Below are 23650 nucleotides of genomic sequence, written 5' to 3'. Positions count from 1 at the left end.
GACACCTCGAGCCTGATTCATCGGTTGCGCGTGTTGTCGGGCAAGGCCTGAGCGGCACCGTCGGGGGTCGCCGCCGCGGTCGCGACCCTGGCATGCCGGTAGCGAGCGGGGCGACGGTGGACGACCGGCGGCAGGCTGGGTCGTCGCCTGCCGTCGGTGGGCGGTCGGCAGTCGGCAGTCGATATCCGGTATTTGGCATATCTCCGGGTTTGTCTCCAATCGTCAACGAAGGCCGATTGGCACTAGAATGCGGAAAACGGGACGTCGCGGTGCGACGGCATGGCGGCGTGGCAGCTTGGGAGCGGGCTGGGGCGGTGGCGTGTCGACGTTGAGCAGCAGGGAGACCGCCGCGAGCGATAACGATTCAGAACACAACTCGACCCCGAGACCCCAGTACCGACATGAGCAATCAGTCGAACGCCGCGGCCGTCCGCGCATTTCGCATTCTCGAAATTCTCAGTGCGTCAGGCACGCCAATGACCTTGGCGGAAATTGTCGCCGCCATCGGTCTGCCCAAGCAGACGGTGCATCGCATTCTCAAGCAGCTCGAAGCGGCGTTTCTCGTGTCGCGCGAAGCCGGCAGTCGGCATTACGAGCCGTCGTCGCGGGTGCGCGCGATGGCCGTCAATGCGTTGATGCACGTCGGCCCTGCGGCTGCGCGCCATGCGATTCTTCAGCAACTGGTCGACAAGCTGGGTGAGACGTGCAATCTGTCGATGCTCTCGGGCGACGACCTGGTCTACCTCGACCGAGTCGAGACGGATTGGTCGCGTCAGCTCAAGCTCGCGCCGGGCTCGCGTGTGCCGTTGCATTGCACGGCGAGCGGCAAGCTGCTGCTGGCGTTCCTGCCTCGCGCGCGCCGCGAGAAGTTGATCGCGCATCTGCCGCTGCGACCGCGTGCGGAGAACACCATCACCGATCTCGAGGACTTGCGCGAGGAGTTGAGCGAGACGCGCAAGCGCCGGGTCGGCACCAACAACGAAGAGCATGTGCCGGGCATGATCGCCGTGGCCGTGCCCGTGATGCTCGACCGCAATCGCGCGTGCGCGGCCATCGCGGTGCAGGCGAGCGCGCAGCGCCGCACGCTTGACGCGCTCATGACGTTTCTGCCGGAACTTCAGGCGGCGGCCGAGGCGATGGCGGCCACGTTCAACGAGTAGGCTGGGCGCTGCGAGGCGACACCGAGACGCCTCGGCGCCGCGCCACCACGCCACTGGCACGCTACGACACCACGACGCCACCCCGAGCCATCACGACACCTACCGCTAGTGGGCCTGCGCGGAACTTGTGGCGACCGACGACATCGACGCCGGCGCGGGGGTGTCGGCCGTCGCGGTCGCGAAGATTTGTTCGAGTTGCTTCGCGCCCTGCGCCGACTCCGCGCGCATGCGCGGGCCGATGAAGATCGGATCGAGCATCAATAACAGAAGATTCGGCGTGCGATAGACGACGTCGCGCTCGAAGCGCGTACCCGTGCCGTCGGGCGTGAGCGTGTAGCGGACTTCTCCCGACGGACGTCGGTTCATCTCGCCCTCGAGGCGCCATTCGAGCGGCGGCTTCGCCTCGACGACCTTCCAGTGAATGATGCCGTGACGTCCCGCGAGGCGAAACTCTTCGGCGACTTTTTCCCCCACGACGAGCGAGTGATCGGTCGCGCCCTGCACGGCGAGCGACGCCGGATGCCATTTCGGCCAATTGGCCGGCGTGGTCACGTAGTCGTAGACGGCCTGCGGCGGCGCCTGCACCGTGACCGTGCTCACGATGTGGGTCTGGCGCTCGAACGGCAGGGGCAGCAGCGAGAGCAGGGCGACGACGACGGCCGCCCCGAGGAAGAACAGGAAGACCCGCTTCATCGGTGCGCGCTCACGCACCGGAAGGCGAATCGAGTTCGACATCGACCATCAGGTCGTCGGCCAGACTTTCGAGCGTCTCGCGCAGCGATTCCGTGCTGACGCTCGCGGGAACGTGCAGGCGGGCAGTCGCGCGAAACAGCGTGCCGCCCGACATCGATCCTTCGACGCATTCCGTGGCGAGTTCATCGATGCTGATGCCGCGCGAGAAGAGCACGTGTGAGATTTCCCTGACGATCCCCGGATGATCCTGCCCGACGAGATCGAGCTGAAGCGCGCGTGCGGCCGGGTCGGCGGCGGCGCTCTGGGCGCGCGTGACGGCGATGCGCAGGCCCTGGGTTTCCATCGCCTGCAGGGCTTGCGTGAGCGCGTCGGCGTGTTCGTCGGGGACTTGCAGGTGGATGATGCCGGCGAACTGGCCGGCCAGATTGGCCAGACGGCTCTCCAGCCAGTTGGCGCCGGCGGCGCTCGCGCGATCGGCGATCGCGTTGACCAGACCCGGACGATCCGGGCCAATCACATTGAGAATCAGGGACGTCGTCATCACAGGCTCCGTCGAAACTGAGGGGCAAGAGGCGGCGCAGACAGCGCGCTCGTTCTCCAATGGGGAGCGATGCGCGCAGCAGGTTCAAGTGTAGTGCAATCGTGCGGTGCGCCGCTACGGCATGCCCGCCAATCCATCTACACCGCAACCCCGTGCCGAGTGGTCCAGCGTTGCCAAGCCTCGACAAACATCGTGCCCACTGCGATGCCGAGCGCGGCCCCTGCGAGCGCATCGCTCGTCCAGTGATAAGCGGCGGCGAGCTGGCCGAAGGCCGTCAGCACAACGGCAACGGCGCACGGCCAGCGCAGCGCAGGGTGTCGCAGCGCGAGCACGGTGGCGAACGCCAGCATGACGGTGAGATGCCCCGAGGGGAACGACGCATACGCGGCACCATCGCCGCCGAACCACCGGAATTGGAACACGCCGTCGCGCAGATAAGACAGATTGTCATGAACCCACGTGGCCGGCCACGTCCGCCCGAAAGCGAACTTCAGGCCTTGCTTGAGCACGCTGCCAACGCCTACGGCACCCGCCGCAAGCCACAGCGTCGTCGCCCACGCCGGGAGGCGGTGTCGCCAGACGAGCGCGGCGCCAACGATCCCAAACGTCGGCCAGGCCAGCACAAACAGCGGCGAGGGCAACTCCGCTATGTGCTGAATCCACCGCGTACCTTGAGTATGCACGTGCGCGAAGTCCACCACCGGACGGTCGATCCACGGGATGGCGAACAGTGCCAGCAACAAGCACGCGAACGCGCTCAGCCAAGCGGTACGCAGGCAAAGCGAGGCGACGGCAGGGGCGGCGGAGGCGGGCGCTAGCTCGTTCATGACGCGATGTCGGTAGAAAAATGGAACCGGATCCGAGTGGACCCCGGCGGAATCGACCGTCGGCGAAACCGCGCCATGGTAACCGTCATTGATGACAATGGGGCAACGTTTTCCCCGGACGGGGGGCGTATGTGCCGGTCTGTGCCGTCATTGCGATTTGATGACGATCAGGGCACCCGTGTTGCGCGCATGAGATGCTCGCCCGGCAAGGAAACGAAAGATTCTTTGCTTGGCGAGCGGCCATCGTCCTACAATCGTCCCCTACGTAAAAGTCGTGTGCCAGCCTGATGTCACAAGGCACAGCGGGCGGTTTTCAGGGGGAGGGCGTGATGAAAGGCCGTTGTCTGTGCGGCGCGGACGCCTATGAAGCGGCCGCGTTTTCCGGCCCCTTTGCCCATCGTTCCTGTGGCACCTGCCGAAACGCGCACGGGGCGGCGTTCACCACGGCGACGACGACGCTGCGTGAGCATTTCCGCTTCCGGCGTGGCGCGGACCGAGTGGCGTCGTTCCGATCGTCGTGGATGTTGTAGTGGGCTTGACAAAACAAAACCAATATCGCTTGCGGGGGCAGTAGTGAACCGGGGATTCGAGAGCATCATTGATCGTCTGGCGCGTGAGTTTTGGCGCGCCGCGCACGTGCGCGAGCAGCAGCATGCGCAAACGCTGGCGCGCTCGCTGGCGGAAGTCCGCGCCGTGGATCAGGCATTGCGCGCCATGGAAGCGGCGCCGGTCGCCGACGCCGCTGCGCGTGAGCGCACGCAAGTGGCGTGGCGACAAGCCGAAGCGGCCGCGCAGGGCGCTCAGGCCAAACTGGAGGTCGCGCGGCTGGAGCGATTGCTCGCCGACGGTCTCGCGCGCGATCTGCGCATTGCGCCGGCCGACCTGCGCGCAAGCACCACGCCGCCGGTGCTCGATACCCGGCATCTCCCGAAGATTTTGCCCAAGCCCGAGTGGGAAGCCTTCGCGCCCGAGAAGCCGGGCCGGCTCGCGCTGGCCATGCCGGGCGCGTCGGGGCGTTACGAGCAAGCCGTCGCCAAGGCGCGTGGCGAGTTCGTGCATGCGGAACGCGAGCACGAGGCATCGAAGGTTCGCCGAGCGCAGGGTTCGATGATTCTCCAGATCGCGCAGCAAAAGGCCACGGAAGCTGCACGGGCCGAGAGTGCACGTCACAACGCGGCCGTGGCCGATTTCGAAGGGGCACTGTTGCGCGGCGAAGCGGCGGCCATCACGGGCTATGCGCGCATCGTGCTCAGCCGCAGTCCGTATCCCGAAGCGTTCACGCAGACGCTCGCGGCGCACTACGTCGAGAATCACAAGCTGCTCGCCATCGGCTATGACGTGCCGACGCTCGACGCCGCTGTGCCCGTCGCGTTCGACTATCACTACCATGCCGCGCAGGGGCGCGTGGAGGGCGTGCCGGCAAGCGATGCGGTCCGCGCGAAGGTGTATGCCAACGCGTTGCGCCAGCTCGTGCTCCGCTCGCTGCACGAGCTGTTCTCGGCGGATCCGCTGCGTCAGGTGAACGCCATCGTCTTCAATGCGTACGCCAGCGATGGCGATACCCGCGTGTGTCTGGCGAGCGTCCATGTGGCGCGCGCCGACTTCGCGGCGCTCACCTTGGCCGAGGGCGATCCGGCGGAACATTTGGCGGCGCTGGGGGCGCGCGTATCAGCGTGCCCCGAGGCGCTGGAGGCGGTCGCGCCGGTGGCCGGCGTTGACATGACGAAGGTCGTCACGGACGCCGACGTCGCCGTCGACCGCCGCTTCAATCTGATGACACTCACCGACAAGGACTTCACGCAGGTGATGTTCCACCTGCTGCGCTCGCACGGTTTCGAAGGGCCGCCGCTGCTGCCCGGCGAGCAGGCGGGCATGCTGACCTGCCGTGCGTGGGATCCGCATCCGATTTTCGGGGGCGACGTTGTCGTGCACGTCTATCGCGACATGCACCACGGCGCACGTCTGGAGATCGCCGCCGCGCGCACCATGCTCGCCGAGATGCAGAAGATTGGCGCCGCCCGTGGCATGTTGATTACCACGGGGGCGTTCGACGATGGGGTGGAAGAGTTCGCACGCGATCGTCGCATCGAGCTGCTCGCCGGACATCATCTGGTCTTCCTGCTCAAGGAGAACGCGGGCGTCGATGCCAGCGTCGGGGTGCCCGAGGCACTCGCCCCCGCCGCCGCGCCGCTCTGACCGTATTGTGGCACCAAGAAAATGATCGGTTTTGGGTCTTTGCCAAGGGCCATGGAAGGGCGTAGGCTCGGCGTCATTCCCTTCCCGCTGCTTTTGTCCGGAGTCGTCGATGTACCAGCCCGTCGCCTTTGCCGAGGATCGCCCTGAAATCCTGCACGACCTCATTCGCACCCATCCGCTTGGCCTGCTCGTCAGCGCCGGTTCGCAGGGGCTGATCGCCGATTCGATTCCGTTTCTAATGTATCCGGAGGAAGGCGAGTTCGGCCTCTTGCGTGGGCATCTGGCGCGGGCCAATCCGCATGCTGCGGCGCTGCGCGGTGTCGACGATTGCCTCGTGGCATTTACCGGCCCGCAAGGGTACATCACCCCCTCGTGGTATGCCGCCAAGGCGGAGCACGGCAAAGTCGTGCCGACCTGGAACTACGCCGCGGTGCATGTGTGGGGCCAACCTCGTGTGATCGACGATACCTCGTGGTTGCGCCGTCTCGTCGGCGATCTCACGCAGTCGCAGGAGCAGCGGCGTGCCGCGCCGTGGGCGGTGGAAGAGGCGCCGGCCGCTTACATCGACGGCATGCTGCGCGCTATCGTCGGCGTGGAAATTCCGATTCGCCGCATCGAAGGCAAATTCAAGATGTCGCAGAATCGCGCGATGCCCGATCGTGTTGGCGTGGTGGACGGCCTGCGCGCCGAAGGCGCATTGAGCGAGCCGTTGGCCGCGCTCGTTGGGCTGCGAGGCGAGGTGTCCGGGGGGTGATGGCGGCGACCGTCCAGCCCGCGGCGCGGTAACGATACGAAACAATTCTCGGGCGCGCCGGACCGGTTGTGTGGGGGCGTCCCCGCATACAATGCGGCATCCCAACTCGGATGCCGCAATGAAGACGCTGCTCCTCGTGCTCGCGCTGGTGCTCTGCGTGCTGTTCCTGGCGCAGGCGTGGCTGCCGAGTGCGCACGCCGACGAGTGCGACAACCTCGGTCCCGCCCAGACCCTGCAATGCGCCGCTTACGGTGTGAGCAGTGTCGTCCCCGAATAGCGGTTCATCCGCTACAATCGCACCCCCTCACGTCTTACCGTAAGCAGTGCGATGAAGCAGTCTCGATGGACGGTCACCACGGTGCGCGCGAGCCGCTTGCGCGCGATGGCCGGGCAGTTGGCCGCCTCTCTGGCCCCCCTTACCCGAGTCGGGGTCGTGACGTCCGTCATGACTTTGTCGGGCCATGCAATCGCCGCCGCTTCGGCCTGCGGGGATCATTACTGGGCCGCTACCGCGCCCGACATTACCCTGTCCGCCATGAAGCGCGACGTGCGCGAAGTGTGCTTCAGCGCGTTCGGTGTCATGCATTCGGGGGTGACACGTACCCCGCTCTGGTCGGCCGAGCACCTGAGCGCAGCGGGCTTGCGTGACGCGCGCCAGATCTCGCGCGTCAACAATTTCCATGCCGAATCTCGCCTTCCCGCCGATGAGCGGGCCGAGCTTCGCGATTACGTGCGTTCGGGATACGACCGGGGGCACATGGCGCCCTCGGCCGACATGCCGGATGCGCAAGCGCAGTCGGAAAGCTTTTCGCTGTCGAACATGGTGCCGCAGAACAGTGAGAACAATCGATATTTGTGGGCGGGCATCGAGTCGAGCGTGCGTAAGCTTGCGCAGGATCGGGGCGAGTTGTTCGTCATTACGGGCCCGCTGTTCAAGGGCAAGTCGATCACGCAGGTCGGCGATCGGGTGATGGTGCCCACGCAGCTCTACAAGGTCGTCTACGACCCGAAGCGCAAACAGGCCGGTGCCTACCTGGTGGCGAACGAGGCCACGAGCGATTATTCGGTGGTGAGCGTGGCGGAACTCGAGACGCTCGCCGGCATCGACTTCTTCCCGGGCATGCCGTCGGACGTCAAGCGCACGGCTATGCGCCTGCCCGCGCCCAAGGCGGCGGGCGGCAAGCGCAAGCGTGATCCGAGCGTGCCGTCGTATCGGGAGGTGCAGACGGTGCTCGATTTCTTGCGTACGATCATTCGCTAAGCACGACGCCGATCGCCACGGGCGTTGTCCTTGCACCGCCACTGAGGATGGCCACCCCGTCGGCCGATCTCAACTGACTGACTATCCCTCGATTCAGGAGTCCCGAATGTCCACGTCGTCTTCTGCCAATGACGCGTTCGTCCCGTTCGCCAATGATGCCGACGCGCTCACGCTGGGTGAGCTGAACGTCGAAAACCATACGGACCACGTCGCGCTCTTCGGCAATCTTGAGATTCGCCGTGATGCCGAAGGGCTGCGTCAGGCGCAGACGCTCAAGGCGGTGCTCGACGCCGTGGTCGCGACGCTCTCCCGCGCCGATCTGCCGGCCCAGGCGGGCGCGCCGGGCGGCACGACGGCGCGACAGGTGAAAAATCCGTTCGAATCGTGACCCTGGCGGGGAGGGGGGCGCATTTCCTTCCCCCGGATTTACCCCAGCTTTGTCGCTTATTCGAATAATCGATGTTGCGCTGCACGATACCGCGCACCGGACACGCCTACGCTGCTTCGAACACCCGGGTCGTCCGGCCGGCCACCGCTGTCACACCTGCGACATGACTGGCCCCGTCGCACCGGTTGAAATCCATAATTCCAAGATCCATGCGGGTTGCGCGACAACTTGTCGCACCTGCGACATTGTGTCGCATTGACACGTCATCTCATAAATCTCGAGTTGCGTCGGAGGAGCGGTCTTCAACCTCACTTGCTCTCGTCTCGGAATCCATCGAAATCAAGCCGTTGGCTTGCGGCGACGCAGCACGGATGGGGGGTTTACGGCGGCTCGGCGAAGCGCATACTAGCCCTGCGTCTCGTCGATTCCGACAGTGTGAATCGATGGCGGGCAGGGCTAAGAACACTAAACAACGCGAGGTAACTTATGCACATCCGTTGGAAAAAAGTGTATTCGAGTGGTTGGGGAACGATTCATCACGATGCACCCCGTTCCCATCGCAGCGCGAGCGAGCGCGAGCAGCTCTTTCAACGCCTTTTGACAATCGCGATCGCCTGTAGCGTCGGCGGATTCGTGCTCTTGTCGGTCGGTGCGGCCTTCCTGGGACGCTAAAGTCACCCATCTTCCTTTTCGTGCGCGGCACCGCCTCCGGCGGACGGCCGCGCCGCGTTGCTTCGGCTAACGCTTTTCCACGACTTCCAAGCCTATGCCACCTCCCGAGCTTATGCTACGGAGGTTTCGGCACGTTCGCCGCGCCGCTTCAATCACCCGATGCAACGGCACACCCGCGATGTTTTGAAACGTTTTGTTACATGAGCACGGCGTTTCGGAAAGGCTGGCACGTCCGAATTGCGGCAAATCGCTGCCATTTCCCTTAAAGATTTGAAGCCGCCTGCGATAAAACGCGTTAAGCACGTTGATATCCATCGTCGATGACGTGGTCTCTCGTGGCGCCGGCGCAGCATTCTGCGGGTTCACGCTATTGCGTTATCGAAAGAATAGTGCGATCTTGAACCGACGGCGCTGTGTCGGAATTTTGGGTAGTCCTGGGTTCCGGATTTGCCCGGATTTATCCGAATTGTCTTGCGTCTCAGAATTTTCGATAAAGAAGAAAAAAGATTATCACGCGGGCCGGTTTGATTGATTTGTGAGGTGCGCCATGGAAATTCGCTGGGAAAAGTTGTACTCGGGCGGATTGGGTCGTTTTTACGACACTTCGGAATCGAGCCGTCGTCGGGCGCGGCGTGCGCAACTGGCATGGTTTGGCGTCGTCATCTCCGTTGGCATTGCCATCGGCGCCGTCGCCATTGCCTGGCGCTGGCTCTGATGGTCGTCGCGGCAGCGCACCGCTTGAGGATGACGGCAACGGTGGTGGGGCTCGCGCTCGCCGCGAGCGCGTCGGTTCACGCCCAAACGTCATCCGCGACGCCGGCGCCGTCCGAACCGCTCGATGCTGCCGGGAACCCCTGCGGGGCGCTACGTGCGCTGCCTGCCGACGTCACGCAATACCGATACGAGGCATCGAACGGGTGCGACCGTCCGGTCTCGTTCTTTTGGCGGTGCAGCGCTGCGGATGCCGAGCATTCGCTGGACATCCCCGGCAAGGGAGCGCAATCGACCTCGTGTTTGAAGGCGGCAGGGGCCGCCGGAGAGATCGTGTTTCGTTTCGGCCCGCCAGGCACCGGCAACTGAGCGCCCGCCGGCCCGTCTTCCCCTTCGCATGGCGCAAGTATCGTGAGCATGCTGGCGCGGTGCCCAGGGTGGACGCGCGCTGTCCTGACGGCCAGTCGCCACTGCCGCCGGGAATGGCTATGATGTCGTCATACGGCCCGTCGGCGTACCCGACGCGTGCCCTGGCAGGATCCCAGAGCCACGCTTGATCCGCTCGGCCCGGTCCGCCACATCGAACAAGCCCTCCCTAAGGACGCCCCCCATGAACGACATCGTCACCCCGACTCAGCCGTCGCTCGACACCGCTGCCTTGCGCGAATTCGTCGATCGTAAATGGAACGAAGACATCCTGCACGCGCTGACCGACTACATCGCCGTGCCGGCCAAGAGCCCGGGCTTCGACGCCGACTGGGCACGCAATGGATACATCGATCGCGTCGTGCGCGACGCCGCGCAATGGGCCGAACGCCAGCCGGTGAAAGGACTGAAGCTCGAAGTGATTCGTCTTGACGGACGCACGCCGGTTATCTTCTTCGAGGCCCCCGCCACGTGCTCGGGCAGCGACGAAACCATCGTGCTTTACGGCCACCTCGACAAGCAACCGGAGTTTGACGGATGGCGTCACGACCTGGGCCCGTGGACGCCCAAGTTTGAAGACGGCAGGCTCTATGGCCGTGGCGGTGCAGACGACGGTTACGCCATCTATTCCAGCGTGACGGCGCTGGCCGCCCTCGATGCCCAGGGCGTGGAACGCCCGCGCTGCGTCGGTCTCATCGAGACGTGCGAAGAGTCGGGCAGCTACGACCTGCTGCCGTATGTCGATGCGCTGCGTGAACGATTGGGGCGTGTCGGTCTGGTCGTCTGCCTCGATTCGGGGGCAGGCAACTACGATCAGTTGTGGCTCACGACGTCGCTGCGCGGCCTGATCTCGGGCAGCCTTGAAGTGCAGGTGCTTGACGAGGGTATCCACTCGGGCGGCTACGGCGGCATTGCGCCGTCGAGTTTTCGCATCATGCGCCAGTTGTTCGAACGTCTGGAAGACGCGGGCAGCGGCAACGTGCTGCCGCAAGGCTTTCACACGCCGATTCCGTTGCAGCGCCTGAAAGAGGCGGAAGCGACGGCGCGCATTCTTGGCGACGACGTCTGGAAGAAGATGCCGTGGGCGTGCGGTCAGGACGGCCTGTCGGTATTGCCGACCACGACCGATCCGAAGGAGGCGCTGCTCAATTCGACGTGGCGTCCGTCGCTGTCGGTCACCGGGGCGGCAGGCCTGCCGGCGCTGTCGGATGCGGGCAACGTGCTACGTCCGCGCACGGCGTTCAAGCTGTCGCTGCGTCTGCCGCCGCTTGTCGACGCCGCGCAGGCCGTGGCCGAACTCAAGTCGCTGCTGGAACTCGATCCGCCTTACAACGCGAAGGTGACGTTCAAGTCCGATGCCGGCGCAGCCTCCGGCTGGAACGCGCCCGATGTGGCGCCCTGGCTCACGTCGGCGCTCAATACCGCATCGCAACGGCACTATGGCGAAGATGTGGCGTACATCGGCCAAGGCGGTACGATTCCGCTGATGAATACGCTCCAAGCCGGTTTCCCGACGGCGCAGTTCATGGTGTGCGGTGTACTCGGTCCCAAGTCGAACGCGCATGGCCCGAACGAGTTCCTGCACGTACCCTATGCGAAGAAACTGACGGCTGCGGTCGCCGAGGTGATCGCCCTGGCGCCGTAAGGCCGTTAAGATTCTTAAGGCCGTCAAGGTGACGCGCCTTGATAGTGAAGTGACGATGCATGACAAAACGGGCCGCATGTCAGCGGCCCGTTTTTTTGCGTTGACGCAAGCGCACGCTCAGAGTCGATGCGTGACGGTGTCCAGTACCTGTACCCCACGCATGAAGTCGTCGAGATCCATACTCTCGTGTGGATTGTGTGAGCCGTTGGCGTTGCGCACGAACACCATGCCGCTCGGAATGCCGGCGTTGGCGAAGATGGCGGCGTCGTGGCCGGCGCCGCTCGGCACCCGTTCCTGCGCAAGATCAAGCGTGCGGCAAGCGTCGACCAGCCACGACGACACCTGCGCATCCATGATCGCCGGGGGCGACGCGAGTCGCCGGTCGAACACGAATTGCACGCCACGATCGCGTTCGATGGCGCGGCACTCGGTACGCATCAACTCGTAGAACACGTCGAGCGTATCAGCGCTCTGGCTGCGCACTTCCAGACTGAAGTCCACCTTGCCTGGAATGCGCGAGATGGCATGCTCGGCGGGATCGGTGCCGACGATACCGGTCGTCACCACCAGATCGATGCCGCGCGCGAGCAGGGCGCTCCAGTGCTCGTCGAGACGCGTGATGAGATCGGCCACCGCGAACATGGCGTCGTGACGCAGCCAGCGCGGCACGGCGCCCGAGTGGCCGGCTTCACCCACGCATGACACGCGGTTGTGCCGCACGTTGCCGCGAATGCCGGGCACGATGGCCACTGGCAGGTCGCGCGCGATCATCACCGGGCCCTGTTCAATGTGCAGTTCCAGCCACGCCTTGGCGCGTGAGGCGTCGAATAGCGTGGCGCCGTCACGAATCGCGTCGATATCGGCACCAGCCTCGGCCATACATGCCGCGAGCGTGCGGCCATGCGTGCGGTGGGGCATGGCCAGATCGGCATCGTTCAGTTTGCCGAACAGCGCGCTCGACCCCATGTACGCGCGACCGAACCACGCGCTTTCCTCTCCGCGCAAGGCGAGTACGCGCACCGGCGTGGATGCGCGACGCTGGCTGCGTTGTTGTTCGACGAGGCACAACAGACCGCCCACGATACCGGCAAGACCGTCGTAGTTGCCGCCTTGCGGCACCGAATCGAGATGCGATCCGATCCATGTGGCGGGGGCGTCGCCGGTGTCGTCGGGCAGCGTAAAGACCAGATTGGCGGCGCGGTCGCGCGAGACGGCCAGTCCCTGATGCCCGGCCCATTGCGTCAAGTACGCGGCCGCGGCATTCTCGCCCTCGCCGTAGCTGTCACGGGTAATGCCGACGCCATCGTCGCCAAGGCGACGCAGGTCGGTGAAGAGTTGCTCGGCCAGCGGGGCCAGCGCGTTCAGTTCCATGAGTGTGCTTCTTTTCGCGTAAAGCATCGCGAGGGTTGCGTAAAACGTGCGACGGCTCAGCCGGATTGCTGTGCGAATCGCAGCCAACGGTCGGTCAGTTGGGCGTCGAGCGCGACGGCGCCGGTGAGTGTTGCAATGCGCTCGACGGCCTGCGCATCGCAATACGCCGCCAGTCCATCGACGATGTGTCCCATGACGGCTGGATCGCGGAACGACGCTGTGCCGACTTGCACGGCCGATGCGCCCGCGAGCATGAATTCGACCGCGTCGTCTGCCGTTTCGATGCCACCGCAGCCGATGATCGGAATGTGTACCGCCCGATGGCACTGATGCACGAGCCGAACGGCGAGCGGTTTGATCGCCGGGCCGGAGAGTCCGCCCATCACGTTGCCGAGCTTGGGCTTGCGCGTGCGCACGTCGATGGCCATGCCCAGCACGGTGTTGCCCATGACGATGGCGTCGGCGCCAGCGTCTTCCGCCGCTTTGGCGATCAACGCGACCTGGCCGGCGTTGGGCGTGAGCTTGACCCACACCGGATGCGAGGTGCGTCGGCGAATGGCGCTCACAGCCTTGTAGGTGCTCTCGGGCAGCATGGCGAAGGCCATGCCGTCCGCCTCGAGGTTCGGGCAGGAGATGTTCGCCTCGATGGCCGCGACTTCCGGCAGCGACAACGTCTCGCAGGCTTGCCCGAAAGACTCCGCCGTGTCGGCCGACACCGACACAACCACAGGCGTATCGAAACGCGTATAGGCGGGCAGCACGTCGCGCCGGTAGGCGTCGAGCCCCTTGCTCGGAATGCCGATGGAGTTGAGCATGCCGCTGGCGGTCTCGGCCACGCGCGGCGTCGGGTTACCCGCACGGCTTGCGGGTGAGACGCTCTTGATGACGAGCGCACCGAGCCGGGTCAGATCCAGCGCTTCGGCATATTCGAGCGCGAAGCAGCCAGAGGCCGGCATGACGGGATTGCGCAGCGCAAGCGACCCGATGCGTACGGAAAGATCAGCCAAAATTCACCTCCCCGACGACGTCGCGAATCGGAAACACCGGGCCTTCGCGGCACACGCGCAGGAATTGCTTGTCGCCATCGCGATCGAACATGCGCACGCACGACAGGCATACACCCATGCCGCACGCCATGCGTTGTTCCATCGCGACCTCGGCCGTGATGTGCGGATGAGTGCCCAGCACACGCTGGAGCAGCATCAGCAGACGATGCGAGCCGCAGGTGTAGACGGCGTCGTGCGGTGTGGTGTCGAGCAGGGTACGTATGCGCGGCTCCAGTGCTTCGACGGCCGACGAGCCGTCGGTGTCGAACACGCAATGCACGTCGGCCAATGCGCGTGCTTGGGGCGAGCGCAGGAATTCGTCGCGCATCAAATCGGCGTCGGTGCGGGCCGACATGACGACCGTCAACTTCAGCCCGGCCGCCGCCGCCCGTTGCACGAGCGGGGCCATCGTCGCCAGACCGACGCCGCGCGCGACCAGCATGACGCGCTGCCACTGCCCGGACTGCGTATCGAGCGTGAAGGTATTTCCGAGCGGGCCGACGATATCGAGCGTTGCGCCTTCCGGCAGGGTGGCAAGTGCGCGCGTGCCGACGCCCGTGACGTTGTAGAGAAACTCGATGATGTCCGGCTCGGGGCCGGTGCCGTAGACGCTCATCGGGCGCAGCAAGAAGGGGGCGTCGCTGTCCGTGACCGGACACTTCAGTTGGTAGAACTGGCCAGGCTGTGTCGTGAGCGCGATGGGCGCATCGGCCTGCAAACGCAGATAGCGGTAACGCGCATTGACTGCGTGATGCGTGAGCACGCGGCAGCGATGCGTCGCGACCGTGAGCGCGCGGCAAGACGCATCGCGAGGGTCGTGTGTGTCCGAATGCAGCCCACCCAATGCGCGGGTGAGGTCGGTACGCGTCAGAGTGGAGACTGACATGGGGGGCTCCGGAGAGTGGGGGCTGGCGTTGTGCACGTCGCGCATCTCGTTATTCGAGTTCGACGCCCTTGAGTTCCGGGATCAGGAAGCGCGTCGCGATCATGTCGAGCACATACAGGCTCGCGAGCAGCGCGATGGCAATCTGGAACGAGTAGCGGGCGGCGAGCGCACCAACGACGATAGGCCCCAGCCCGCCGATGGCGCGCCCGATGTTCCACAGCACGTTCTGCGCGGTGGCGCGTGCCGCAGTGGGGTACGCCTCGGACATGAGCGTGCCGTAGCCGCCGACCATGCCGTTCACGAACATGCCCATCAGCACGCCGGCGAAGAGCATCACCGTCGGGTCGGTCAACTGGGCATAGACGATCACCATGACCACGGCACCCGCCTGATACAGCAGGAACGTGGGACGGCGTCCGATACGGTCGGCCAGTTGCCCGAAAACCCAGACGCCGATCATCATGCCGATCACGGTGGCCGCAGTCCAGAGGCCGGACTTCGTGAGCGAGAAACCGAGCTTTTGCGAGAGGAACGTCGGCAGCCAGATCATGATCCCGTAGTAGCCGAAGTTTTGAACCGAGCAGAGAATCACGATGCCCAGACTCACGCGAGTGGTGCTGGCGTCCTTGACGAGCAGACGGAAGGCGCTGCTGCTCTGACCGGGCTGCGCGGTCTTGCCGGTGCGTCGTACGAAGACTTCGGGTTCATGCAGCTTGTTACGCAGTACCCATGCCATGAGCGCAGGCAGCACCCCCACGAGGAACATGCCGCGCCAGCCGATGTGCTGGAGCAGCAGCGGCGTGAGCAGCGCTGCGGCAAGTACGCCCGTCTGCCAGCCGAGTGCGACGTACGACGAGACGCGTGCGCGTTTGGCCGCAGGCCAGGCTTCGGCGGCCAGCGCCATGCCGATGCCGAATTCGCCGCCCAGCCCGATGCCCGCAATCGTGCGATACGCGAGCAGGTCCCAGAAGCCCTGCGCAAACGCGCACAGCCCGGTGAAGACGGCGAACAGCAGGATCGTCCACGTGAGCATGCGCACACGGCCATAGCGATCCGAGAGCGCGCCGAACAGAATGCCGCCGGCGACGGCGCCGATCAGCGTCCATGTCACGAGAGCACCGGCCTGTCCGCGGGAGAGCTGCAGCCCCGCCGTAATCGCCGGTAGCATGAAGCCGAGAATCAGCAGATCGAAACCGTCCATTGCATACCCAATGGCAGAGCCCGCGAGCGCTTTCCATGCGTAAGGGGTGACGAGATCGTCGGACGTGGCGCCCGCGCGTTGCGCACTCGGTGTGTTCAGGTTGACTTCCATGATCGGTTCCTGTGAGGCGGCGAAGCGACGCGGCGGAAGCCGCTACGTCGGTTTCGTCCAATTTTGCCAATCTGTCTAAATTTTTAGACAATAAAGTGAAAAAATCCCGCCTGGGATGCACGTCAAGACTCGCTCGTCGTTACGCAACGTCACGCATAGACCTCGGTCGTCAATTGCGCGGCGAAGCCGTTCAGCGAGGCAAGGAAGCTGGCATCGGAGGTGGCTGCCGCATCGCGCAACATCGTGGCATAGGCCTTGCTGCGTGCGAGAAATGCCTGAAAGGTCTCGCCGCTCGCGGCAATGCCCGACTGGCGTTCCGCGAACGTTTGCGCGGCCTGCGCCAGCAACAACAACGCAGCGGACTCGCGCGTGGCTGTCCTCGACGCATTGAGACAACGCGCGGCAAAGTCTTCGATGTCGGACAAACCGACCGTCTCGCGTTGTAACCAGACGCATGCAAGTTGCAGATCCATCATGCTCTCCATTTGTCTAAATATTTAGACTAAACGAACCCGGTGAGGCAGGCAAGGCGAAAATAATTGGGTCAAACCCTGATATCGAGGCCGTGCGATGGCGTTCGTCACGGGCGGCAATCGTCCGCCGTTGCCTGCCTCGGGAAGGCCGGCGATGTGACCAGCCTTCGCTCAGAACTTCATGCGCAGGCCGGCGCCGTAGGTCTGGCCGGTCGACAGATCGCTCATGTGGTCGTACTTGTACGCGGCGTAGATATCCGTACGTTTGGATAGCGGATAATCATAGCCGAGCGCCCAAGTGGTGCGACGCTGATTGTCGCCCGAACCGTTCGAGCCGGTGTAGGCGACCGAGGCGAGCACGCTTCCGCGGCCGAGCGGCACCGAGGCACCCAACTGTCCGGTATTGGCATGGAAGTTGCCGCTCGCGGCCTGACTTGCGATGAGCATGTACTGAGCGAAGACCTTCACCACGGCGAAGTCGTACGAGAGGCCGAGCTGTGCCGTGTTCTGGTTGGTCAGCCCGGTGACGCCCGGCAATTGCGTGCCAAAGTCTCCCGGCGTCGTGCTGAAGTTCACGTACTGATAGTTCACGGCCGCGGCGAACGGGCCGTTGGCGTAGGTGATCGCAGCGGCCCACTTCTTCGCGCTATGGTCGGTCGGGCTGTTGCCCGTCGCGTATAGCAGCGTGCCCGCCATCCCAGCGTATGTCGGCGACGTATACGCGACGGCGTTGTTCCAACCCGAGTCGCCCACCACGCCTTGCGTTCCCAGACCCTTGTAGGTGTGGAAGATCATCGGCGAGAAGGTATACGAATTGTTGAACGGGTTGAACCGGATCGTGGCGAGATAAAGCGGGGTGGTGATGCGACCCAGGCGCAAGGTGCCAATGGCGCTGGACAGACCGACGTATGCGTTACGCGAGAAGAAGCTGTCGCCGGCAAAGCGGCCGTACGTTCCGTTGTTCGGCTGGAAGTAGCTTTCCAGCACAAACAGCGCGCGGTTACCGCCGCCCAGGTCTTCGGTGCCGGCCAGCCCCCAATACGACGTCGTCATGCCGCCGCCTTGCTGCACGACGGCCGCGTTGCCGCCGGGGTTCTTCACCGAGCCGACGTAGGCGTCTGCCAGGCCGTAGAAGCTCACGCTCGATTGCGCGTGAGCCGTGGTTGCGAGCGTCGCGGCGCCCAGTGCGGCGGCGCCAGCCACCTTGTGCCAGGTTTTCATCATTCCCTCTTTGTCTGTCTAAATTTATGGACGAAACGCAGGCTATCGCTGCGAGCATATGGGGCATCCTCCACGAAGCATTGGGTTTGCCCGCGTTGCGGAGCAGGCCCGTGCCATGGGGTCCCCGTGATCGGAATCGTGCCGATGTCTAAAAAAATAGACAATAGAAAAATATTCGACAAGTCGATGTGGGGTGTTTGCGACAGTGCCGGGGAGGGGGAACGGCACTGTCTCGGCGGCAAAGGCGCGGCATCGAGACGTGCAGGTGACCGGTATAATCCCGGCACTGCAATGCGGGCGCGGCGCGTTTGGCCGGACCGGGCATTGGCATCCGAGAGGGGGCGATTTGAATCGAGCTGCGACGACATCCCGGGCGCCGAGAGGCGCGCGTTTCAATTTCCGAGCCATTGGCGAACGTTTGCGCGCCTATCGGCTGGCGGCGGAGTTACGTAGCGAGGATGTGGCCGAGCAACTCGATATCTCGCGCGCGGCCATCTATAAGCTCGAGCGCGGCGAGATCGTCAAGATCGACACCCTCGAGCGGCTCGCGGCACTGCTGGGTGTGTCGCTGGCGAATCTGCTGGGGGTGGAAGTCGAATATCACGACTCGGCAGTGAGCTACTTCGAGCGGATGCGTCAGTTGGAACGCCGCTCAGAGCGCGTCGTGGCGCACTTCGACCCAATTTCGTTTCTGCTCACATCGCACGACTACGACGTGTGGCTGCGTCGCATGCTCGAGGAGAGCATTCCGCCCGCGCTCGCCGACCGCCACTGGGCGAACACGATCGATCGCGTGCTGGGCATTTTGCAGGAGCGCAAGTCGAGTTTCTCGCGTCACCAACTGGCCGTGACCAGCCTCATCGGGCTGCGTCAGATCGAGCAGTTCCTGCATCACGGTCTCGTGGGGCGGCTGGGGCTGCCACCGGGCGTGCAGCTCGAGCGCAAGATGGCGGCACGTCGCGAGGTCGCGCGAATTGTCGAGTTTCTCGAGGCCGACACGACGGGCGTGCAGATCGGCGTCGTGAGCGACAACATGCCCAATGAGTCGTTCCAGATCTTCGAGGCGCAGGGCGAAGCCTATGTCGCGGTCTCGCCGTTCCGTCTCGGCGAGCTACCGAACCTGCGTACCGGCATTGCCACCATCACGACGTCACCCGACGGCGTCGGCATGTACCGCGCCATGATCGACCGACTCTGGGCCGATTCGGCCAAGGGCAGGGAAGGTGCGGTGCTGATCGGGGAACTGCTGGCGCGGTTCTGAGGGCGCTGGCGAGGGGCGGCCGGCGCCTCGAACGGCCTCGTTGTGCACGCGCATTGCGTGCGGGAAAACGATGAGCCGGTGCCACAATACGAAGTCTTCCCACACAATCGACATCGCTTCCCGGCAAACCGCTCTAGTCTCCTTGCGGTTGAAGACCATTCGGTCTGTTTACCTTGGAGACGATCATGGGAACCATTTCCGCTGCATCGCGCGGCTCGCCGGTGCAACTCATTTCCATTACCCGGTCGAAGCCGCCTGATGATGGGAACAGCTTCGGCTCGGACTTTCAGAGACTGGGATCGATTGCAACGTCGGCGCTTGGATCGACCGGCAAGCCTTGGCAGTCCTATCCCGTGCGGCCGCGAAGCACGCAAGCCAACAGCGGCATTCCGCTGGGGACATGGTGCGGGGAGCGCGATCGCGAGGTGCTTCACGCCAAGCGCCTGCGCGCCGACCCGCTGATGCCCAAATTCGTCGGCGAGGGACTTGGGCGCTGGCGCACCCAGTTTACCGACGCCGTCGCCGCCGACGTGACTTTCGAGCGTGCCCGTGCGTCGTCCATGCAGCGGGTCCGTCACGGGATTCCCGCCGAGCCGACCCGTTTCGTTCGAACGTTTGCCACTGGCTCGGTGCGCGCGCAACTTGGCGAGATTGCGCGTCTGAGCGATGAGGTCGGCAAGCTGACTGCGACCATTCCGTCGTTGCCGGACGGGAGCGCCAGGAAAATTGCGCTAAGAAATCGCGATGACCTTGCTGCGCTCAGAGATGCGATGGCGCGATTGACCATGAATTCGCATGGCAGGAAGGACGATCTGCTGCGTTCGGAACTGAACGCCCTGATCGCGCTGAACGACATGGCGCGCGAGGCGGAGCGCGAGCTGACCAACGGCGGTGCCGACGTACCGCTGCGCCTGGCGGTGCGCGATGGCAACTGGGTCCTCAAACCTGCTGCGTCGACCTCCTGGTTCGCCAGGAACAAGACGCGGGCGGCCAATGATTCGGCCCGACTGGCACTCCTCCTTGGCTATCCGGCCGATCAGCCTGTCACGCTCAAGATGATTCGCAGCCGGGGGTTTGGCGCGCACGAGTACACGACCGTGCTCAATGACGCCAGATCCAGCGGACGCGACGCCGCGCGTTCCTGGCTCGCCGTCAGGGCGCTGGACATCGACACTTGGAAGGCCGCCATCCGCGCTGTGTACGATGGCCTGTCACCGTCCGACACGCACCGCGCGCCGGCGGACACGCCAACGCCTGCGCACGACGACAGCCTGCTCGGCGACGAACTCGACTCAGGCGCGGATCCACGCAGTCCGAGTCGTGAGCGGTCGCGTCGGACTACGGCCAATCCAATCGATGCCACCCGGTTTTCCGATCTCGTTCGCCCCTCGTTGGCCGAGCCCGCCGCCGAGCCTGTGCTCGACGATTCTGAGGACTCCGACGATTCCGAGGCACCGGAGATGGACGCGCACGGTTACGCCAGCCTCGTGAGGTCAGGCACCCCATCGGACGTGCCCCACTTTGTCGCGCCGGACGGCAGCGAATACGCGCGCGTCATGCGAGCCGAACGGTCGCCGGCGTTGGCCAGCGCGACGTCGCAACGCTCCCGGCGCGAAATTTTTGCGGAGGCGTTCTGCAACGCGCAGCCGGGCAGGCAGCATCACTTGCGGGCAATGTTTGCTCGATCGATGGTGTCCGCGCCGTCGCCGAGCGAACAGGCTGCAGGCGGACACGGACCCGTCGGCAGCGCTCGAGCCGACGCGACGCCGTCGCCACTGCCACCGCCGCCGCCATTGTCGCCACCACCGCCGCCGCCGTTGTCGGCACTGCCGCCTATCCCTGAGTAATCCACGGCTGCATTAGGCAGGCCAGGCCGCTACCGGAACATGGAGCGGCCTTTTTCATGCTAAAGCCGCTCGAAGGATTTTATGTGACAAAACGCTTCGTGCGCGCGTAATAGTAAATACTTTAATTATTGGCAAGCCTTTTTAATCAACGGCTTGCGAGCCTTACGCAACACACTGGTTTTGCCATGCGGGGGGCTTGTCAGTAGAATGGTCGCGTTAAAAAACGCTACGCGAAGCGAATAGCCTGTCAGGTTTTCTTCACGCATGGCGACCCATTGCTTGACTGTCATGCGTGATTCGTCCCCCACAAAACGGAGAACCCCATGTCACAGGACAAGGAACCGCGCCGGCGCTTTTTGCGTCAGGTGCTGGCGATCGTACCCGCCACGACCCTCGCCACCGGTGCCACGCTGAGTCAGTCCGCCTGCAGCAGCGACAAGCCCGCCGCCCCCGCCGCATCCACCACGCCCTATGAGCCCAAGTACTTCACCGCCGACGAATGGCGTTTTGTGAATGCCGCCGTCGACCGCCTGATTCCCGCCGACGACCTCGGCCCGGGGGCGCTTCAAGCCGACGTGCCACAGTTCATCGACCGTCAGATGGAAACGCCCTTCGGGCACGGCAAGCTCTGGTATATGCAGGGGCCATTCCATACCGATCAGCCTCCCGAGATGGGCTACCAGTTGAGTCTCGTGCCGCGCGACATCTATCGTCACGGCATTGCGGCGTGCGACGCTTACTGCAAAAAGCAGTACAACAAGGCATTTGCCGAGCTCGATCACGCCACGCAGGAGACCGTGCTCGGCGATCTGGAGCACGCGAAGGTCGAGTTCGATAGCGTGCCGGCGCGCACGTTCTTCTCCTATCTGCTCGCCAATACGAAGGAAGGTTTCTTCTCGGATCCGATCCACGGCGGCAACAAGGACATGGTGGGCTGGAAGATGGTGGGCTTCCCCGGCGCGCGCGCCGACTTCCTCGACTGGGCGGATCAGCCGAACGTCAAGTACCCGTATGGGCCCGTGTCGATTTCCGGAAAGCGGGGCTAATTCATGGCCATCAAGAAAGACAAGGTCGACGCCGTCATCGTGGGCTTCGGTTGGACCGGGGCCATTCTCGGCCAGGAACTCACCGATGCCGGGCTCAACGTCGTGGCGCTCGAGCGCGGTGCGATGCGCGACACGCCCACCGACGCGCAGTACCCCAAAGTCATCGACGAACTCGAATACTCGGTGCGCGGCAAGCTCTTCCAGGAGCTGGCCCGCGAGACCGTTACGATTCGTCATACGCCGGACGATCTCGCTGTGCCTTACCGCCAGAACGGCTCGTTTCTGCTCGGCAACGGCGTGGGCGGCGCGGGCTTCCACTGGAATGGCATGCACTACCGCATCCTGCCCGAAGAGCTGAAGCTGCGCAGCCATTACGAGGAACGCTACGGCAAGAAATTCATTCCCGACGGCATGACGATCCAGGACTTCGGCGTGAGCTACGAGGAACTGGAGCCGCACTTCGATTTCGCCGAGAAAGTGTTCGGGACGTCGGGCAAGGCCGGCAACCTGAACGGCACGATCGTGCCCGGCGGCAACCCGCGCGAGGGGGCGCGGTCAAGCGAATTCCCCACGCCGCCACTGCAGACCACCTATGGTGCGACGCTCTTCGAGAAGGCTGCCCGCGAAGTCGGCTTCAATCCGTACCCGGCCCCCGCCGCGAATACCTCTCAGCCCTATACGAATCCGTACGGTGTGCGTCTCGGGCCGTGCAACTTCTGTGGCTTCTGCGAAAACTACGGCTGTTACATGTACTCGAAGGCATCGCCGCAGACGACCATTCTGCCGGTGTTGCTCAAGAAGCCCAATTTTGAGTTGCGCCCGCACTCATACGTCGTCAAGGTCAATCTCGACAGCGACGGCAAGAAGGCCACGGGTGTGACGTACATCGACGCACAAGGCCGCGAAGTCGAGCAACCGGCCGATCTCGTCATCATGGCCGCGTACCAGATGCACAACGTGCGCCTGCTGCTGCTCTCCGGCATCGGCAAGCCCTACGATCCGAAGACGGGCGAGGGCGTTGTCGGCAAGAACTATGCGTACCAGATGAACGGCGCCGTGAACGTGCTGCTGCCCAAGGGCACGCAGTTGAATCCATTCATCGGCACGGGCGCGGGCGGCGTGTCGATGGACGATCTGAACGGCGACCAGTTCGACCACGGGCCGCTGGGCTTTATCGGCGGCGCGAGCATCCGTCACGTGCGCACGGGCGGGCGCCCGATCAAGATGACGCCGAGCGTGCCGGGCACGCCGTCGTGGGGCAGCAAGTGGAAAGCGGGTGTGACGGACGCGTATCAGCGGTTCATGACGATCGGCATTTCCGGCTCGGTCATGTCGTATCGCGACGCGTGTCTCGATCTCGATCCGACCTACAAGGACGCCTACGGTGTGCCGTTGCTGCGCATGACGTTCGACTGGCATGACAACGAGTACGCCATGCTGGGCTATATGGGCGACCGCATGGAAGCGGTCGGCCGCGCGATGAATCCGGAGAAGGTGTTCCGCGCGATCCGCAAGAAGGGCACGCACTACGACACGCGGATCTACCAGAGCACGCATACGACCGGCGGCGCGATCATGGGCACGAACCCGTCGAACAGCGTGGTCAACAAGTACCTGCAAAGCTGGGATGTGTCCAACGTGTTCGTGATGGGGGCGTCGGCGTTCCCGCAGAACATGGGTTACAACCCCACGGGCGTGGTGGCGGCGCTGGCGTACTGGTCTGCGAAGGCGATTCGCGAACAGTACCTCAAGAACGCCGGCCCGCTGGTTCAGGCGTGAGGAGCGCAACCATGATCCGCAAAACGATGATGAAACGCTCCGCGATCGCACTTGCCGCCGGGACGCTGGCGTTCGCGGCCGTTGCCGTGTGGGCGCAGAATGCTGCGGCGCCGGCCTCGGCACCGGCCGCACCC

General features: G+C 64.3%; 22 protein-coding genes. 12 read left to right on the top strand and 10 right to left on the bottom strand.

All coding sequences use genetic code 11. From position 1 onward, the window contains the following. The first annotated feature begins 401 nt into the window (after positions 1-401). Positions 402-1160: an IclR family transcriptional regulator gene (locus tag A985_RS0120075; RefSeq protein WP_017235167.1), complete on the top strand. Its 759-nt coding sequence runs from the start codon at positions 402-404 to the stop codon at positions 1158-1160. 105 nt (positions 1161-1265) lie between these two features. On the opposite strand, the gene A985_RS26370 is transcribed toward A985_RS0120075, so the two are convergent. The 3 genes from A985_RS26370 to A985_RS26365 form a co-directional block, all read right to left on the bottom strand. Continuing rightward, entirely contained in the window at positions 1266-1895 is a 630-nt protein-coding gene (locus A985_RS26370) for an SRPBCC family protein (RefSeq protein WP_017235166.1), read from the bottom strand. Then, complete coding sequence (locus A985_RS0120065; RefSeq protein ID WP_017235165.1) at positions 1864-2394, bottom strand: glycine cleavage system protein R; 531 nt, start codon at positions 2392-2394, stop codon at positions 1864-1866. Before A985_RS0120065 ends, A985_RS26370 begins: the two co-directional genes overlap by 32 nt. Positions 2395-2531: 137 nt before the next feature. Next, entirely contained in the window at positions 2532-3221 is a 690-nt protein-coding gene (locus A985_RS26365; RefSeq protein ID WP_017235164.1) for a phosphatase PAP2 family protein, read from the bottom strand. Between the two features lie 573 nt (positions 3222-3794). Here A985_RS26365 and A985_RS0120055 point away from each other — a divergent pair. From A985_RS0120055 to A985_RS0120015, 7 genes are all read left to right on the top strand, one after another. Continuing rightward, positions 3795-5417, top strand: a complete 1623-nt coding sequence (locus tag A985_RS0120055) for a restriction endonuclease (RefSeq protein ID WP_017235163.1) — start codon at positions 3795-3797, stop codon at positions 5415-5417. A gap of 109 nt (positions 5418-5526) precedes the next feature. Beyond that, complete coding sequence (locus A985_RS0120050; protein ID WP_017235162.1) at positions 5527-6171, top strand: FMN-binding negative transcriptional regulator; 645 nt, start codon at positions 5527-5529, stop codon at positions 6169-6171. A gap of 118 nt (positions 6172-6289) precedes the next feature. Further along, a complete protein-coding gene (locus tag A985_RS28355) occupies positions 6290-6448 on the top strand; it encodes a hypothetical protein (protein WP_017235161.1) in 159 nt (52 codons plus the stop codon). Positions 6449-6499: 51 nt separating this feature from the next. Continuing rightward, entirely contained in the window at positions 6500-7432 is a 933-nt protein-coding gene (locus A985_RS0120040) for a DNA/RNA non-specific endonuclease (RefSeq protein ID WP_232424695.1), read from the top strand. A gap of 106 nt (positions 7433-7538) precedes the next feature. Then, positions 7539-7820: a hypothetical protein gene (locus tag A985_RS0120035; RefSeq protein ID WP_017235159.1), complete on the top strand. Its 282-nt coding sequence runs from the start codon at positions 7539-7541 to the stop codon at positions 7818-7820. Positions 7821-9039: 1219 nt separating this feature from the next. Beyond that, the gene (locus A985_RS28350) at positions 9040-9207 is read left to right on the top strand and encodes a hypothetical protein (RefSeq protein WP_017235157.1); all 168 of its coding nucleotides are present in this window, start codon (positions 9040-9042) and stop codon (positions 9205-9207) included. A gap of 606 nt (positions 9208-9813) precedes the next feature. Then, entirely contained in the window at positions 9814-11274 is a 1461-nt protein-coding gene (locus tag A985_RS0120015; protein WP_017235155.1) for a M20 family metallopeptidase, read from the top strand. A 117-nt stretch (positions 11275-11391) separates the two neighbouring features. On the opposite strand, the gene A985_RS0120010 is transcribed toward A985_RS0120015, so the two are convergent. The 6 genes from A985_RS0120010 to A985_RS0119985 form a co-directional block, all read right to left on the bottom strand. Continuing rightward, positions 11392-12645, bottom strand: a complete 1254-nt coding sequence (locus A985_RS0120010; protein WP_017235154.1) for a hydantoinase/carbamoylase family amidase — start codon at positions 12643-12645, stop codon at positions 11392-11394. 56 nt (positions 12646-12701) lie between these two features. Next, positions 12702-13652, bottom strand: a complete 951-nt coding sequence (locus A985_RS0120005; protein ID WP_017235153.1) for a dihydroorotate dehydrogenase — start codon at positions 13650-13652, stop codon at positions 12702-12704. After that, on the bottom strand, positions 13645-14577 hold the full coding sequence (locus tag A985_RS0120000; protein WP_017235152.1) for a dihydroorotate dehydrogenase electron transfer subunit: 933 nt from the start codon (positions 14575-14577) through the stop codon (positions 13645-13647). The genes A985_RS0120005 and A985_RS0120000 overlap by 8 nt, the downstream gene beginning before the upstream one ends. Positions 14578-14626: 49 nt before the next feature. Continuing rightward, positions 14627-15778 (bottom strand): MFS transporter, encoded by a 1152-nt coding sequence (locus tag A985_RS0119995; protein ID WP_232424696.1) that lies wholly within the window; start codon positions 15776-15778, stop codon positions 14627-14629. Between the two features lie 260 nt (positions 15779-16038). Then, positions 16039-16365: a hypothetical protein gene (locus tag A985_RS0119990; protein WP_232424694.1), complete on the bottom strand. Its 327-nt coding sequence runs from the start codon at positions 16363-16365 to the stop codon at positions 16039-16041. A 168-nt stretch (positions 16366-16533) separates the two neighbouring features. Next, complete coding sequence (locus A985_RS0119985; protein WP_017235149.1) at positions 16534-17586, bottom strand: porin; 1053 nt, start codon at positions 17584-17586, stop codon at positions 16534-16536. 415 nt (positions 17587-18001) lie between these two features. Here A985_RS0119985 and A985_RS0119980 point away from each other — a divergent pair, with 415 nt between their 5' ends. Together A985_RS0119980 and A985_RS27945 are read left to right on the top strand one after the other, a co-directional pair. Beyond that, on the top strand, positions 18002-18844 hold the full coding sequence (locus tag A985_RS0119980) for a helix-turn-helix transcriptional regulator (protein ID WP_017235148.1): 843 nt from the start codon (positions 18002-18004) through the stop codon (positions 18842-18844). Positions 18845-19029: 185 nt separating this feature from the next. Further along, positions 19030-20691 carry a hypothetical protein gene (locus tag A985_RS27945; protein ID WP_017235147.1) on the top strand — a complete coding sequence of 554 codons (1662 nt, stop codon included), beginning with the start codon at positions 19030-19032 and terminating at the stop codon, positions 20689-20691. Positions 20692-20816: 125 nt separating this feature from the next. Here A985_RS27945 and A985_RS28345 read toward each other — a convergent pair whose 3' ends face one another. Continuing rightward, a complete protein-coding gene (locus tag A985_RS28345) occupies positions 20817-20981 on the bottom strand; it encodes a hypothetical protein (RefSeq protein WP_157211532.1) in 165 nt (54 codons plus the stop codon). 33 nt (positions 20982-21014) lie between these two features. Between A985_RS28345 and A985_RS0119970 the strand changes: the two genes are divergently transcribed. Together A985_RS0119970 and A985_RS0119965 are read left to right on the top strand one after the other, a co-directional pair. After that, entirely contained in the window at positions 21015-21737 is a 723-nt protein-coding gene (locus A985_RS0119970) for a gluconate 2-dehydrogenase subunit 3 family protein (RefSeq protein ID WP_017235146.1), read from the top strand. A gap of 3 nt (positions 21738-21740) precedes the next feature. Next, on the top strand, positions 21741-23516 hold the full coding sequence (locus A985_RS0119965; protein WP_017235145.1) for a GMC family oxidoreductase: 1776 nt from the start codon (positions 21741-21743) through the stop codon (positions 23514-23516). Positions 23517-23650 lie beyond the last annotated feature (134 nt).

Source organism: Pandoraea sp. B-6 (assembly GCF_000282835.1).
GTDB classification, from domain to species: Bacteria; Pseudomonadota; Gammaproteobacteria; order Burkholderiales; family Burkholderiaceae; genus Pandoraea; species Pandoraea cepalis.
Note: the sequence above shows the minus strand (reverse complement) of the source record. Positions and strands in the feature narration are given on the sequence as shown.